The organism is Streptomyces sp. NPDC006552 (genome assembly GCF_040611655.1).
Classification (GTDB): domain Bacteria; phylum Actinomycetota; class Actinomycetes; order Streptomycetales; family Streptomycetaceae; genus Streptomyces.
In genome coordinates, this window is the sequence record NZ_JBEXOS010000030.1 from 47,399 (window position 1) to 60,643 (window position 13,245).

At 72.3% G+C, this 13,245-nt stretch carries 14 protein-coding genes; 5 read left to right on the forward strand and 9 right to left on the reverse strand.

Going from position 1 to position 13,245, the window contains the following annotated elements; genetic code table 11:
- The first annotated feature begins 25 nt into the window (after nucleotides 1–25).
- Nucleotides 26–1,144, forward strand: a complete 1,119-nt coding sequence (locus ABZY33_RS18880) for a pectinesterase family protein (protein ID WP_356492726.1) — start codon at nucleotides 26–28, stop codon at nucleotides 1,142–1,144.
- A gap of 7 nt (nucleotides 1,145–1,151) precedes the next feature.
- Here the strand turns inward: ABZY33_RS18880 and ABZY33_RS18885 are convergent, their stop codons facing one another.
- From ABZY33_RS18885 to ABZY33_RS18910, 6 genes are all read right to left on the reverse strand, one after another.
- Nucleotides 1,152–1,391, reverse strand: a complete 240-nt coding sequence (locus ABZY33_RS18885) for a hypothetical protein (RefSeq protein ID WP_356492727.1) — start codon at nucleotides 1,389–1,391, stop codon at nucleotides 1,152–1,154.
- Between the two features lie 156 nt (nucleotides 1,392–1,547).
- The gene (locus tag ABZY33_RS18890) at nucleotides 1,548–2,384 is read right to left on the reverse strand and encodes a pectate lyase (protein WP_356492728.1); all 837 of its coding nucleotides are present in this window, start codon (nucleotides 2,382–2,384) and stop codon (nucleotides 1,548–1,550) included.
- Between the two features lie 78 nt (nucleotides 2,385–2,462).
- Nucleotides 2,463–3,221, reverse strand: coding sequence for a hypothetical protein (locus ABZY33_RS18895; protein WP_356492729.1), 759 nt, complete (start codon nucleotides 3,219–3,221; stop codon nucleotides 2,463–2,465).
- Complete coding sequence (locus ABZY33_RS18900) at nucleotides 3,218–3,787, reverse strand: SigE family RNA polymerase sigma factor (RefSeq protein WP_356492730.1); 570 nt, start codon at nucleotides 3,785–3,787, stop codon at nucleotides 3,218–3,220. Before ABZY33_RS18900 ends, ABZY33_RS18895 begins: the two co-directional genes overlap by 4 nt.
- 140 nt (nucleotides 3,788–3,927) lie before the next feature.
- The gene (locus ABZY33_RS18905; protein ID WP_356492731.1) at nucleotides 3,928–5,388 is read right to left on the reverse strand and encodes a penicillin-binding transpeptidase domain-containing protein; all 1,461 of its coding nucleotides are present in this window, start codon (nucleotides 5,386–5,388) and stop codon (nucleotides 3,928–3,930) included.
- An 88-nt stretch (nucleotides 5,389–5,476) separates the two neighbouring features.
- Nucleotides 5,477–6,283: an IclR family transcriptional regulator gene (locus tag ABZY33_RS18910; protein WP_356492732.1), complete on the reverse strand. Its 807-nt coding sequence runs from the start codon at nucleotides 6,281–6,283 to the stop codon at nucleotides 5,477–5,479.
- A 128-nt stretch (nucleotides 6,284–6,411) separates the two neighbouring features.
- Here ABZY33_RS18910 and ABZY33_RS18915 point away from each other — a divergent pair, with 128 nt between their 5' ends.
- From ABZY33_RS18915 to ABZY33_RS18930, 4 genes are all read left to right on the forward strand, one after another.
- Nucleotides 6,412–7,944 carry an aldehyde dehydrogenase (NADP(+)) gene (locus ABZY33_RS18915; protein ID WP_356492733.1) on the forward strand — a complete coding sequence of 511 codons (1,533 nt, stop codon included), beginning with the start codon at nucleotides 6,412–6,414 and terminating at the stop codon, nucleotides 7,942–7,944.
- Between the two features lie 5 nt (nucleotides 7,945–7,949).
- Nucleotides 7,950–8,561, forward strand: a complete 612-nt coding sequence (locus ABZY33_RS18920) for a DUF1349 domain-containing protein (RefSeq protein ID WP_356492734.1) — start codon at nucleotides 7,950–7,952, stop codon at nucleotides 8,559–8,561.
- A 105-nt stretch (nucleotides 8,562–8,666) separates the two neighbouring features.
- Nucleotides 8,667–9,380, forward strand: a complete 714-nt coding sequence (locus ABZY33_RS18925; protein WP_356492735.1) for a DsbA family oxidoreductase — start codon at nucleotides 8,667–8,669, stop codon at nucleotides 9,378–9,380.
- 29 nt (nucleotides 9,381–9,409) lie between these two features.
- Nucleotides 9,410–10,501 carry an aminotransferase class V-fold PLP-dependent enzyme gene (locus ABZY33_RS18930; RefSeq protein ID WP_356492736.1) on the forward strand — a complete coding sequence of 364 codons (1,092 nt, stop codon included), beginning with the start codon at nucleotides 9,410–9,412 and terminating at the stop codon, nucleotides 10,499–10,501.
- Nucleotides 10,502–10,578: 77 nt separating this feature from the next.
- Here the strand turns inward: ABZY33_RS18930 and thpD are convergent, their stop codons facing one another.
- Genes thpD through ectB form a run of 3 tightly spaced genes read right to left on the reverse strand, consistent with a single transcriptional unit; the run spans nucleotide 10,579 to nucleotide 13,206 of the window.
- Nucleotides 10,579–11,484 (reverse strand): ectoine hydroxylase, encoded by a 906-nt coding sequence (thpD, locus tag ABZY33_RS18935; RefSeq protein WP_356492737.1) that lies wholly within the window; start codon nucleotides 11,482–11,484, stop codon nucleotides 10,579–10,581.
- 5 nt (nucleotides 11,485–11,489) lie between these two features.
- Nucleotides 11,490–11,894, reverse strand: a complete 405-nt coding sequence (locus ABZY33_RS18940) for an ectoine synthase (protein ID WP_356492738.1) — start codon at nucleotides 11,892–11,894, stop codon at nucleotides 11,490–11,492.
- Nucleotides 11,895–11,934: 40 nt separating this feature from the next.
- Nucleotides 11,935–13,206 (reverse strand): diaminobutyrate--2-oxoglutarate transaminase, encoded by a 1,272-nt coding sequence (ectB, locus tag ABZY33_RS18945; RefSeq protein WP_356492739.1) that lies wholly within the window; start codon nucleotides 13,204–13,206, stop codon nucleotides 11,935–11,937.
- Nucleotides 13,207–13,245: the final 39 nt, after the last annotated feature.

Sequence of the window (13,245 nt, forward strand, 5' to 3'; positions counted from 1 at the left end):
GCCCCTGGCCGGATGGAGTACCGCCATGTTCTCTCCCCACCCCCGACCTGGTTCGTCGCGACGGACCTTTCTCGTCGCCGGCGCGGGCGCCGCGCTCGCCCTCGGGGCCGCCGCCACGCCCGCCCGCGCCCGGCCGGGCCCCTTCGGGCCCTACGGATCACCCGCCCGCCGGCTGACCCCGGCCACCCTCTACGTCGACCCGCGCGGCGCCGGTGACTTCACCACCGTCCAGGCCGCCGTGAGCGCGGCCACCGGCACCGGTCGCACCCTCGTCCTCGCCCCCGGCGTCTACCGCGAGACGGTCGCGGTGGCCGCCACCGCCACCGGCATGACCTGGATCGGCGCGGCCGGCGACCCGCGCCGGACGGTCGTGGTGCACGACAACGCGGCGGGCACGCCGAAACCCGACGGATCGGGCCCGTACGGCACCACGGGGTCGGCGACGGTGACCCTGCACGGCGACGGGTTCACCGCCCGGGGCCTCACCTTCGCCAACGACTGGCTGCGCGCGGACCATCCGGGGACCACCGGGACCCAGGCCGTCGCCGTCAAGGTCACGGGGGACCGCTCGGCCTTCTACGGCTGCCGCTTCCTCGGCCACCAGGACACCCTGTACGCGGACTCGCCCGCGCCGGCCGCCCGCGCCCGCCAGTACTTCCGCGACTGCTACGTCGAAGGGGATGTCGACTTCGTCTTCGGCCGCGGCACGGCCGTCCACGACCGCTGCCACTTCCACACGCTGACCCGCACCGATCTGGCCGGCGCCCCGTACGGGTTCGTGTTCGCGCCGTCCACCGCCGGTACCACCCCGCTCGGCTTCCTGGTCACGCGCTCCCGGATCACCTCCGAAGCTCCGGACGCGTACTACAAGCTGGCCCGGCCGTGGGTGCCGAGCTCCGACACCACGGCCCGCCCGATGCTCGTCGTCCGGGACACCTGGCTGGGCCCCGGCATCGACGCCGTCGCTCCGTACGCGAACATGTCGGACGCCTTCCCGTGGCAGAGCCAGCGGTTCGCCGAGTACCGCAACCGCGGCGCCGGGGCCCGCGTCCCGGTGCCCGCGAACCGGCCACGGCTCAGCCCCGCCGAGGCCGCCCGGCACACCCGCGCGCACTACCTCGGCGACTGGCGCCCCGTCGGCTGAGGGGCCGTCAGCCCCACTGCCACAGCGCGTAGACGATGCCCAGCAGGACGACACCGACGACGGCCAGCACCACCCCGAGGAACCGCAGCTGTCCGGCGGGCCAGGAGCGCCGGACAGCGCATCCGCGTATGTCGAGAGCCCAGCTCAGCCCCGCCCACAGGGCGACGACGCCGCCCACGGCGAAGACGGTGAGCAGCAGGGGGGACTGGCCGTGCGACGACGCGGCGGCGGTGAACTGCTGGGGCACGGGGGTTCCTTTGCGCGGGGCGCACCCGCCGCACGGTCCGCCCGTCGGCCCGGGTGCCCGACGAGCCTAGGACGGCCCGCTCCAAGCCCAGGTCAAGCCGCTGCCATACCTGAGCAATGGTTTCGGCCGCGCGAGTCTGCGCTCCCGCGCGCCGGCTCAGTCGTAGGTCAGATCGGAGGCGGTGTACTTGCAGTACGTGCCGTCGGGGCCGCTGCCGGTCTCGGTGGGCTCGTCGCCCGAGCTGTTGCCCTTGTAGCGCACGCACGGCCTGATCTTCTTGCCGCTGTCGCCGTGGATGCGGACGCCCCGCAGGGCGGCCGTGTCGCCGTAGTTGGAGTTGATGCCGACGATCGCCTTGCCCGGCGCGGTGACGTCGACATCGTCGACGACGATGTTCCGGTTCTTGTACTGCGTCGAGCAGTTGCCGCAGGAGCGGACCAGCTTGCCGAAGTCCGACACCTGGAACTTGGTGACGACCAGCTTGCCCGCGCCGTTGAACTGGAAGACCTTGTCGGACGCCTTCCGCGCGCCGCCGCCGTACACGGTGTACACGGAGGAGGCGGACTTGCCCTTGAAGGTGGCGGCGTCCTCGCCGACATCCTCCCACCAGACGTTCTGCAGGGTGCAGCTGCCCGCGCAGTGCACGCCGTCGGCGGCCGGCGAGCCGATGATGACGTTCTTGAGGGTGGCGCCGTCCTTGAGGTCGAAGATCGGGTCCTGCCCCTCGTCCTGGCCGTCGCCGCCGAGGTCGCCGGAGCCGTAGAACCGCTGGTACCCGCCGTCGTAGCTGCCTGATACCGAGATGGTGCCGCTCACGGCCCGGGTGCCGGTGGCCGTCGGCCAGGCGGTCGCGGCGTCCGCCGTGCTCAGCATGCCGGTCGTCGCGAGGGCGGCACCGGTGAGGGTGAGCGCGGCGAGGCCGCCGAGGGTGGCCCGGCGGCGGGCGACGCGGCGCCGGTGGAGGTGCGGGGATCGCTTGGCTTGGTTGGTCATGCCCGGTAGTCGCCGGGCCGGGAGGAAAGGTTGCCGCCCCGCCCGGCGGACACAACCGGAAGGCGCCGAGGCTCCGGGCTACGCGAAGTCCCCGCCCACGATTGCCTGTTCGCCCTCGGTGGTGCGCCCTGTCACCCGGTAGGTGTCCGCGCCCGCGTCCCGCCTGCCCGGCGCGTGGTTGTACTGCCCGGCGAAGACGTACTCGCCCACCGGCACCGTCCGGCCGTCCTTCAGGACCCACCGGTAGACCAGGAACCCGTCCCGCTCGGTGACGGAGACCGTGAAGTCCTCGGCGGACAGGGAGCGCCAGTTGCCGGTGTCGGAGACCTTGCCCGTCCGGGCGACCCGCAGCTCGACCGTCAGCGCGCTCAGCCGGCGCTCCGTCTTCAGCGTGATGTCGCTCTGGGCCCAGTAGTCGTTCGAACCGGGGTCGACGGACCCGTCCGACCACAGCGGCCCGTCGGCGACCGAAGGGACGGCGGGCGGCGCGGCGGGCGCACTGGCCTCGCCCGGCGGGGTGCGGGAGGGGCGCGGCGTGCGCGAAGGGGCGTCGGCGCTCGGCGTGGCCGCGGGCGTCGGGGTCACGGCGACGGTCTGCCGCGGGCCCGTGTCCTGGTGCAGCGCCGCGCCCACCACGAAGCCGCCCACGGCGAGCGCCCCGGCGACCCCGGCGGTGGCGCCGGCGATCCGCACCCAGCCGGCGGCGGGCCTTGGCCGCTCGGCGGGCGACGGGTGCGGGTCGGACATGCCGCGCTCGATCCGCGCGAGCATCCGCTCGCGGTCGGGGCGGTGCGCACCGGCGGCGTCGCGCAGCCGCCGCCGCACTTCGTCGTTCACCGCCGGCCCCCTTCCACCGTCGCGCCGACCGCCCGGACCCGGCCCGGCGTCCGCCCGCCCCGCTCGCCCGGGCCGAGCCGCCGTTCCAGCTCCGCCAGCCCCTTCGAGGTCTGACTCTTCACGGTACCCACCGAGATCCCGAGGGTGAGCGCGGTGTCCTTCTCGGAGAGGTCGAAGGCGTGCCGCAGCACCACGCACGCCCGCTTGCGGAACGGGAGTTCGCGCAGGGCGCCCTGTACATCGACCACGGCCGGCACGTCGGGATCCTCGCTCCGCTCGTCGCGGCCGGACCAGAACAGAGCGACGCGCCGCCGCTCGCGGACCGCGCTGCGGATGCGGGTGCGGGCGAGGTTCGCGACGACGCCCCGGGCGTACGCCACCGGATAGTCGGCGTCCCTGACCCGGTCCCAGCGGTGCCAGAGCGCGAGCAGCGCGTCCGCCGCGAGATCGTCGGCGGCGTCCGGCTCGCCCGTCAACAGGTGGGCGAGCCGGGCGAGTTCGGCGTGATGCCGTTCGAAGAAGGCGTGGAACTCGGCGGAGGCGTCGTCGTCCACCACGGTGCTCACGCGGTTCCCTCCCCTCACTGTCGGCCCGACGGGATGCGAGAGCGTACCGCGTTCCGTACGGCCTTTCGAAGGGTGTGCGGGATTTCGTACCGCACGGAAGGGAAGCTTCCGCAGGGCGGAAACCCGGGCCGCAGCGGTGGCTACTTCTTCAGTGCCGCCGCCATCATCGCCTTGGCGATCGGCGCCGCCAGACCGTTGCCGCTGACCTCCGAGCGGGCCGCGTCCGACTGTTCCACCACCACGGCCACCGCCACCTTCTTCCCGCTGGAGTCGTCCGTCGCGTACGACGTGAACCAGGCGTACGGCGTCTGGCTGTTGTTCTCGCCGTGCTGCGCCGTGCCCGTCTTGCCGCCCACGGTCGCCCCGCCGATCCGAGCGTTCGTCCCCGTGCCCTTCGCCACCACGGTCTCCATCGCCGAGCGCAACTGCGCCGCCGTCGACTCGCTGACGACCCGCTCGCTGTCGGAGTCCGGGTAACTCGTGACCGCGTCCCCGTCCGCGTTCGTCACCTCGGACACCATGTGGGGCGCGGCCTGCTCGCCGCCGTTGGCGAGCGTCGCGGAGACCATCGCCATCTGCAGCGGCGTGGCCGTCACGTCGAACTGGCCGATGGCGGAGAGCGCGGTCTGCGCCTTGTCCATGCCGGAGGGGTAGACGCTCTCGGCGGCCCGTACCGGCACGTCCCGCTTCTTGTCGTCGAAGCCGAACTTCTCGGCCATCGCCCGGACCTTGTCCTGGCCCAGCTCCACGGCCATCTTGCCGAACACGTTGTTGCACGAGTACTGCAGAGCGGTGCGGATGGACGCGTCCTCGCACGGCGCGCTCGCGCTCTCGTTCTTCAGATACGTGTGGGTCCCGGGGAGCAGGTACGGGTTCGGGGAGTCGGTCCGGTCGTCGACCGACCCGTACAGCCCGTCCTCCAGGGCGGCCGCGGCCACCACCAGCTTGAACGTCGAGCCCGGCGGCAGCGCCTGCTTCAGGGCCCGGTTCAGCGTGGGCACGTCCTTGTCGGCCGAGAGCTTCTTCCAGGCCCGCGCGTCGGACGGTCCCGAGCCGGTGATCGCGGACGGGTCGTACGACGGCGACGAGACCATGCCGAGGATCCGCCCGGTGTCCGGGTCGAGGGCGACGGCGGCGCCCTTCTTGTCGCCGAGCGCCCGGGACGCCGCCATCTGGACGGCCGGATCGATCGTCGTGACCACGTCACCAGGGGCCGCGTGCTTGCCGGTGACCGTGTCGACGGGGTTCTTCAGCCGGTGGTCGCTGCCGTCGAGCACGTCCTGGTAGAGCGCCTCCAGTTGCGTCGAGCCGTACACCTGCGAGGTGAAGCCGGTCACCGCCGCGTACAGGGAGCCGTCCTTGTAGGTCCGCTTGTACGTCAGGTCGCTGCCGCCACCTGTCTTCGCCGAGCCCGTCACCGCCTCTCCGCCCACGATGATGTCGCCGAGCGGATACGCGTACTGCGCGATCGTCTTCCGCCGGTTCTTGTCGTTGTCCGCGAGGGCCTTGCCGTCGTAGAACTGCACCCACGTCGCCCTGACCAGCAGAGCGAGGACGAGGAGCAGACTGAAGACGGAGGCGCGCCTGATCGTCTTGTTCATCCCGCCGGTAGGACGAGCGGCCAGGGGTGAATCGTTCCGTTGACCCCGTTTTCTCAGAAAGCTCTCATCGGCGGGGCCCGGCCGGGCCTCAGAGCCGGCGCGTGGCGAGCGTCAGCCGGTCGCGGGCGTCGAACAGCGCGTCCTTGACCATCTGCTCGTGCGCGGGCGTCAGGCGCGCCACCGGCACCGAGCAGGAGATCGCGTCCCGGGCCGGCGTGCGGTAGGGGACGGCGACGCCGAAGCAGCGCAGCCCCAGCGTGTTCTCCTCGCGGTCCACCGCGAACCCCTGCTCGCGCACCGCGTGCAGCTCCTCGATGAGCCTCTCGCGGTCGGTGATCGTGTGCTCGGTCAGCGCGGGCAGCGTCTCGGGCAGCATCTTGCGGACCTGCTCGTCGGTGTGGGTGGCGAGCAGCGCCTTGCCCAGCGAGGTGGAGTGCGCGGGCAGCCGCCGCCCCACCCGCGTGAAGGGCCGCAGGTAGTGCTGCGACTGGCGGGTGGCCAGGTAGACCACGTTCGTGCCGTCGAGCCGCGCCAGGTGGATGGTCTCCGTGGTGTCGTCGGAGAGCCGGTCCAGTGTGGGCCGCGCCGCCGCCACCACCTCGTCGCCGTCGATGTACGACGTGCCGACCAGCAGCGCCCGCACCCCGATCCCGTACCGCGTGCCGGTCGCGTCCGTCTCCACCCAGCCCAGCTCGACCAGGGTGCGCAGCAGCATGTAGAGGCTCGACTTCGGGTACCCGACGGCCTCCTGGACCGCCGCCAGGGAGTGCATGCCGGGGCGCCCGGCGAAGTATTCGAGGAGTTCGACCGTGCGTACCGCCGACTTGACCTGCGCGCCACCCGGCGCGGCCCCCGTCGCGGTGCCCGCACCAGCCCCCGTCTCGCCTGCCGACATCGCCCTTGACCCCTTCGTTCTACGAGAAATAGTCTCCATACAGTTCACCGATAGAGACAGCGTTCAGTATATCGAACGACCCTCGTGGCCCGTCCGGCGAGCCGCGAGAAAAGCTGGAGGAATTCGCCGTGGCAGCAGCACCAGTCTGGAGTGTCGACCCCCGAACCGGGAAGCAGCGGGAGCAGGTCGCGGTCGAGGCCACGGCCCAGGAGGTGGACCAGGCGGTCCGCGCCGCCGAGGACGCCCGGCCCGCGCTCGCCGACCGCACCGTGCGCGCCGCCTTCCTGCGCACCGCCGCCGACCTGCTCGACGAGGCCAAGGACCACCTGGTGGAGGCCGCCGACGCGGAGACCGCGCTCGGCCCCGTCCGCCTCACCGGCGAACTGGCCCGGACCAGCTTCCAGCTGCGCGCGTTCGCCGGGATCGTCGACGAGGGCGCCTTCCTCGGCGTCGTCATCGACCACCCGGACGACACGGCGACCCCGCCCATCCCGGACCTGCGCCGCTACAAGATCCCGCTCGGCGTCGTCGCCGTCTACTCCGCGTCGAACTTCCCCTTCGCCTTCTCCGTGCCCGGCGGCGACACCGCGAGCGCGCTCGCCGCGGGCTGCCCCGTCGTCGTCAAGTCCCACCCCGACCACCCCGCCACCTCCGAACTGGTCGCCTCCGTGATCCGCCGGGCCGCCGTGCAGCACGGCATCCCGGAGGGCGTGCTCGGTCTCGTGCACGGCTTCGAGGCCGGCGTCGAGCTGGTCAAGCACCCGCTGGTCGCGGCGGCCGGATTCACCGGCTCCGTCCGCGGCGGCCGCGCGCTCTTCGACGCGGCCGCGGCGCGCCCGGTGCCGATCCCCTTCCACGGCGAGCTGGGCTCGCTCAACCCGGTCGTGATCACCGAGGCGGCCGCCGCCGAGCGCCCCGAGCAGATCGGCACGGGCCTCGCGGGCTCCATGACCCTCGGCGTCGGCCAGTTCTGCGTGAAGCCGGGCCTGGTCTTCGCGCCGAACGGCCCGGCGGGCGACACCCTCGTCAAGTCCCTCACCGCCGCCGTCAGCTCCACCGCCGCCGGCGTGCTGCTCGACCACCGCATGCGGGACAACTTCGTCGCGGGCGTCGCCGAGCGCGCCGAACTCGTCGACGTCGAAGCCCCGGTCACCCCCGGCGCCGGGGGACAGCACACCGTCTCGCCCGGCTTCCTCACGGTCCCGGCCACCCACCTCGCCATCGAGGGCGGAGCACACGACCTCCTCCTGGAGGAGTGCTTCGGCCCGGTCACCGTCGTCGCGCGGTACGAGAGCACCGACGAGGTCAGCGCCGTCCTCAGCCGCCTGCCCGGCAACCTGACGGCCACCCTCCAGCTCTCCGAGGGCGAGGCCGCGGGCGAGGGCCGGGGCGCCAAGCTCCTCGCCGAGCTGACCCCCCTCGCCGGCCGCGTCCTGGTCAACGGCTGGCCGACCGGCGTCGCCGTCGCCCCCGCCCAGCACCACGGCGGCCCCTACCCGGCGACCACCTCCACCTCCACCTCGGTCGGCGGCACCGCGATCGAGCGCTGGTTGCGCCCGGTCTCGTACCAGACGACCCCCGAGGCCCTGCTCCCCGCGGAGCTGCGCGACGACAACCCGCTGGGCCTGCCGCGCCGCTACGACGGCCGCCTGGAGAACTGACCGCCGTGAAAGAACTGCACCTGCCCGAACTGCCCTTCCCGCTGCGCCCGTACGGCCCCGAGGGGCACTGGGCGTACGCGGACGGGGCACTCACCGGCCGGGCCGGCGCCCGCCAGGACCGCTTCGTGCCGCCGGCCGGCGACGCGCTGGAGCCCGCCTCGGACGCGCCCCGCCTGCTCGGGGCGCCGGAGGGCGACTTCCAGCTGATCGCCCGGGTCACCGTCGGCTTCGCCGCGGCGTTCGACGCGGGCGTCCTCTACGTGCACGTGGGGGAGCGGGAGTGGGCCAAGCTCTGCTACGAGCGCTCCCCGGACGAGCCCACCATCTGCACGGTCGTCACCCGCGGCCGCTCCGACGACGCGAACTCCTTCGTGGTGCCGGGGTCCACCGTGTGGCTGCGGATCAGCCGCACCGGCCGGGCCTTCGCCTTCCACGCCTCCACCGACGGCGAGCGCTGGACGTTCGTGCGCGTCTTCTCCCTCGGCGACGAGGAGTCCGCGGGCGCGGCCCTCGTCGGCTTCCTCGCCCAGTCGCCGACCGGTGCGGGGTGCACGGTCCGCTACGAGCACATCGAGTTCCGCCCGAACGGGCCGCAAGGGCTGCGGGACGGCTCCTGACCACGGCGCGGGCCCCCCGCCGCCGGGAATGAGCGGCGGCTCGCCCCGGTTGACGTAGAGCGCAGGGCACCCCTGCGCCGTACCTCAACCGGAGCGAGAGACCCCATGCGCGTCGAGATCTGGACCGACATCAACTGCCCCTTCTGCTACCTCGGCAAAGCCCGGTTCGAGCAGGCCCTCGACGCCTTCCCGCACAAGGACGAGGTCGAGGTCGTGCACCGCTCCTTCGAGCTCGACCCGACGGTCCCCAAGGGCGACACCGGTCTCGTCGTCCCGCACATCGCCCAGAAGTACGGCATCAGCGAGGCGCAGGCCGCCGCCAACGAGCAGGGCCTCGGCGAGCAGGCGGCCGGCCTCGGCCTGCCCTACCTCACCGCGGGCCGCGACTACGGCAACAGCTTCGACCTGCACCGCCTGCTCCACCTCGCCCGCGCCAAGGGCGTCCAGGACGCCGTGATCGACGCCCTGTACCGCGGGAACTTCGCCGAGGAGGACTCCGTCTTCGCCGACGAGGAGCACGTCGTCCGCCTCGCCGTCGCGGCCGGGCTCGACGAGGCCGAGGTCCGCGCGGTGCTCGCCGACCCGGCCGCCTACGCCGACGAGGTCCGCGCCGACGAGCGCGAGGCCGCCGAGCTGGGCGCGAGCGGCGTCCCCTTCTTCGTCCTGGACCGCAAGTACGGCGTCTCCGGCGCCCAACCCGCCGAGGTCTTCACCCAGGCCCTCACCCAGGCGTGGCAGAGCCGCTCCCCGCTCACCCTGGTCGACAGTGCCGGCGGCGACGCGTGCGGCCCCGACGGCTGCGCGGTCCCCCAGGCCTGACCCGTCCGGCGGCGGGGCACAGTGGAACCATGGAGACTTCCGGTGCCCACCCGCCCGACGCCGCCGTTCTCGACGCCGACCTCGTCCGCGCGCAGTACACCCCGGACACCACCTACCTGAACACCGCGAGTTCGGGGCTGCTGCCCGCACGGGCTGCCGACGCGATGCGTATCGCGCTCGACACCATGACTCAGGGGCGTTCCCTCGACTCCCTCTTCACCGACGTCGAGGAGGCCCGCGCCTCGTTCGCACGGATCGCCGGGGTCCCGGTGGCCCGGGTCGCGACCGGGTCCTCCGTCGCCGTCTTCACCGCACTGATCGCCGCCTCGCTCCCCGCGGGCGCCGAAGTCCTCACCTGCGAGGGCGAGTTCAGCTCCACCGTCAACCCCTTCTACGTCCGCGGGGACCTCACGGTCCGCGCCGTCCCGCTGGACGGCCTCGCCGACGCCGTCCGCCCCGCCACCGCCCTGGTAGCCGTGAGCGCGGCCCAGTCCGCCGACGGCCGCGTGGCGGACCTGGCCGCCCTGCGCGCCGCCACCCGCGCCCACGGCGCCCGCCTCTACGTGGACGCCTCCCAGGCCGCGGGCTGGTCCCCGCTCGACGGGTACGCCCCGGACGCCGACTACGTGGCGGCCGTCGCCTTCAAGTGGCTCACCTGCCCGCGCGGCACGGTCTTCTTCGTCGGCCCGGAGGATCCCGGCGAGCTGACCCCCGTCTTCGGCGGCTGGGTGGCGGGGGAGCGGCCCGCGGAGAGCTGCTACGGTCCCGTCACCGAACTGGCCCGCTCCGCCCGCCGGTTCGACGAGGCGCCGGGCCTCATCGCGTACACCGGAGCGCGCCAGTCCCTCGCCGTGATCGAGGAGCTGGGCCCGGCCGCCGTGCGCGCCCACGACCTGGCGCTCGCCGACCGCTTCCGCGCGGGCCTGGCCGCCCTCGGCCGGGGCCCCGTGCCGGCCCCTGGCTCCCCTATCGTCTCCGTGCCCGGACTCGGCTCCTTGCAGCCCGAGTTGCGCGCGGCGGGCATCGAGGTCTCCGACCGGGCGGGCAACCTGCGGGCCTCCTTCCACCTGTACAACACGGCGGACGACGTCGACCGGCTGCTGGACGCGCTGTCCTCCTGAGCCTCTTGGCCGAGAGCACACACGACAGGGGCGGGACCGCTACTCCGGTCCCGCCCCTGTTCCGCCGCGTACGGACGTCACCGCACCGGGGTGAAGTCCCGCGCGCCGATGAACTCCGGGCGCCGCACGGGCGCCGCGAACGGCTCCACCGCCGGGTTCTCCACGCTGTTGAACACGATGAACACGTTCGAGCGCGGGTACGGGGTGATGTTGTCGCCCGAGCCGTGCATGGCGTTGCAGTCGAACCAGGTCGCCGAGCCCGCCTTGCCGGTGAACAGCTTGATGCCGTGCGCGTCGGCGAACTTGGTCAGCGCCTCGTCCGAGGGGATGCCCGCGTCCTGCATCTGCAGCGACTTCTTGTAGTTGTCCTTCGGCGTCTCTCCGGCGCAGCCGAGGAACGTCTTGTGCGACCCCGGCATGATCATGAGGCCGCCGTTGGTGTCGTAGTTCTCCGTCAGCGCGATGGAGACCGACACCGTCCGCATGTTCGCGAGGCCGTCCTCGGCGTGCCAGGTCTCGAAGTCCGAGTGCCAGTAGAAGCCGCTCGCCCCGAAACCGGGCTTGACGTTGATCCGCGACTGGTGGACGTAGACGTCCGAGCCGAGGATCTGGCGGGCCCGGCCCACGACGCGCTCGTCACGCACCAGGTCCGCGAAGACCTCGCTGATCTTGTGCACCTCGAAGACGGAGCGCACTTCCTGCGACTTCTTCTCGATGATCGAGCGCTCGTCCGCCCGGATCACCGGGTCGGTGATCAGCCGCTGCAACTCGGCCTGGTACGTGCCGATCTCGTCCGCGCCGATCAGCTCGTCGATCGCGAGGAAGCCGTCCCGTTCGAAGCCCGCCAGATCCGATTCCCGGATCGGGCCCCGCGCCCCCGGCGGCGACCAGACGACCGGGTCGACGCGCGGGGTCGCCACCTCCGAGGTGCCGCGGGTCGGGTACAGATCGGCGATGCCGTGCTCCGCAGAGATGGCGGTCATGGGGATCAGGCCTCCTCGGGTTCGGTCAGCAGCGGGTAGACGCCGTTCTCGTCGTGGTCCTCCCGCCCGGTGACAGGCGGATTGAACACGCACACGCAGCGGAAGTCCGTCTTGGGCCGCAGCGTGTGGCGCTCGTGGCCGTTCAGGAGGTACATCGTGCCCGGCTCGATCCAGTGCTTCTCGCCGGTCTCCCGGTCGGTGAGCTCGGCCTCGCCCTCCACGCAGAGTACGGCCTCGATGTGGTTGGCGTACCACATGTCGGTCTCCGTGCCCGCGTAGAGGATCGTCTCGTGCAGGGAGAAGCCGACCTTCTCCTTGGCGAGGACGATGCGCTTGCTCTCCCACGTGCCGGACGCCGACCTCACGTGCCGGTCGGTGTTCTCGATCTCCTTGAACGAACGGACAATCACGGTGAGTTGCTGCCTCTCTCTAATACGTTCCTGAGGGGTGTCAGGCTGTCTCGCGCACGGCCCTGGTGAGCGTGCGCAGCCCCTCCTCCAGCTCCTCGGGCGTGATCGTCAGCGCCGGAAGCAGCTTGACGACCTCGCTCTGGGGGCCGGAGGTCTCGATCAGCAGGCCGAGCTCGAAGGCGCGCTTGGCGACCTTGCCGGCCCGCTCCTTGTCGCGGAACTCCAGGCCCCACACGAGGCCGCGGCCGCGGTACTGCACGGTGTCGTCGCGGAACTCGTCGCGCAGGGCGCCGAGCGCCTCGTCGACCTGCTGACCGCGGGCGAGCGTCTGCTTCTCCATCGCCGGGCCGTCGGTCCAGTACGTCTCCAGGGCGGCGGCGGCCGTCACGAACGCGGGGTTGTTGCCGCGGAAGGTGCCGTTGTGCTCACCCGGCTCCCAGACGTCGAGCTCCGGCTTGAAGAGGCAGAGGGACATGGGGAGTCCGTACCCGCTGATGGACTTCGAAACGGTCACGATGTCCGGTGTGATGCCCGCCTCCTCGAAGGAGAAGAAGGCACCGGTGCGGCCGCAGCCCATCTGGATGTCGTCGACGATGAGCAGCATGTCCCAGCGCTTGCACACGTCGGCCAGCTGGCGCAGCCACTCGGCACGGGCCACGTTGATGCCGCCCTCGCCCTGCACCGTCTCGACGATCACGGCGGCGGGCTGGTTGAGGCCGGAGCCCTGGTCCTCCAGGAGCCGCTCGAACCAGATGAAGTCCGGGGTCTGGCCGTCCAGGTAGTTGTCGAACGGCATCGGCGTGCCGTGCACCAGCGGGATGCCGGCGCCGGCCCGCTTGAAGGCGTTGCCGGTGACGGCGAGCGAGCCGAGCGACATGCCGTGGAAGGCGTTGGTGAAGGAGACGATCGACTCGCGGCCCTTGACCTTGCGGGCCAGCTTCAGCGCGGACTCGACGGCGTTGGTGCCCGTCGGACCCGGGAACATGACCTTGTACGGCAGGTCGCGCGGGCGCAGGATGATGTTCTGGAAGGACTCCAGGAAGTTGCGCTTGGCGCTCGTCGACATGTCGAGACCGTGCGTGACACCGTCCCGCTCCAGGTAGTCGATGAGCGCGCGTTTGAGCACCGGGTTGTTGTGCCCGTAGTTGAGCGAACCGGCGCCCGCGAAGAAGTCCAGGTACGCGTGGCCGTCCTCGTCGTACATGCGGCTGCCCTGGGCCCGGTCGAACACCGTGGGCCAGGCTCGGCAGTAGCTGCGCACCTCCGACTCAAGGGTCTCGAAGACGCTCAGGTCCGGCTGGGTGATGGTCACAGCGAAAGCTCCTCGTGGGGAGGGGAGTTGCAGGGGAAT

Bases quoted from the DNA above. Each gene is read 5' to 3' on its own strand.
- ABZY33_RS18880 (WP_356492726.1), top strand. From the start codon at position 26: ATGTTCTCTCCCCACCCCCGACCTGGTTCGTCGCGACGGACCTTTCTC.
- ABZY33_RS18890 (WP_356492728.1), bottom strand. From the start codon at position 2,384: ATGACCAACCAAGCCAAGCGATCCCCGCACCTCCACCGGCGCCGCGTC.
- ABZY33_RS18905 (WP_356492731.1), bottom strand. From the start codon at position 5,388: ATGAACAAGACGATCAGGCGCGCCTCCGTCTTCAGTCTGCTCCTCGTC.
- ABZY33_RS18910 (WP_356492732.1), bottom strand. From the start codon at position 6,283: ATGTCGGCAGGCGAGACGGGGGCTGGTGCGGGCACCGCGACGGGGGCC.
- ABZY33_RS18925 (WP_356492735.1), top strand. From the start codon at position 8,667: ATGCGCGTCGAGATCTGGACCGACATCAACTGCCCCTTCTGCTACCTC.
- ABZY33_RS18930 (WP_356492736.1), top strand. From the start codon at position 9,410: ATGGAGACTTCCGGTGCCCACCCGCCCGACGCCGCCGTTCTCGACGCC.
- thpD (WP_356492737.1), bottom strand. From the start codon at position 11,484: ATGACCGCCATCTCTGCGGAGCACGGCATCGCCGATCTGTACCCGACC.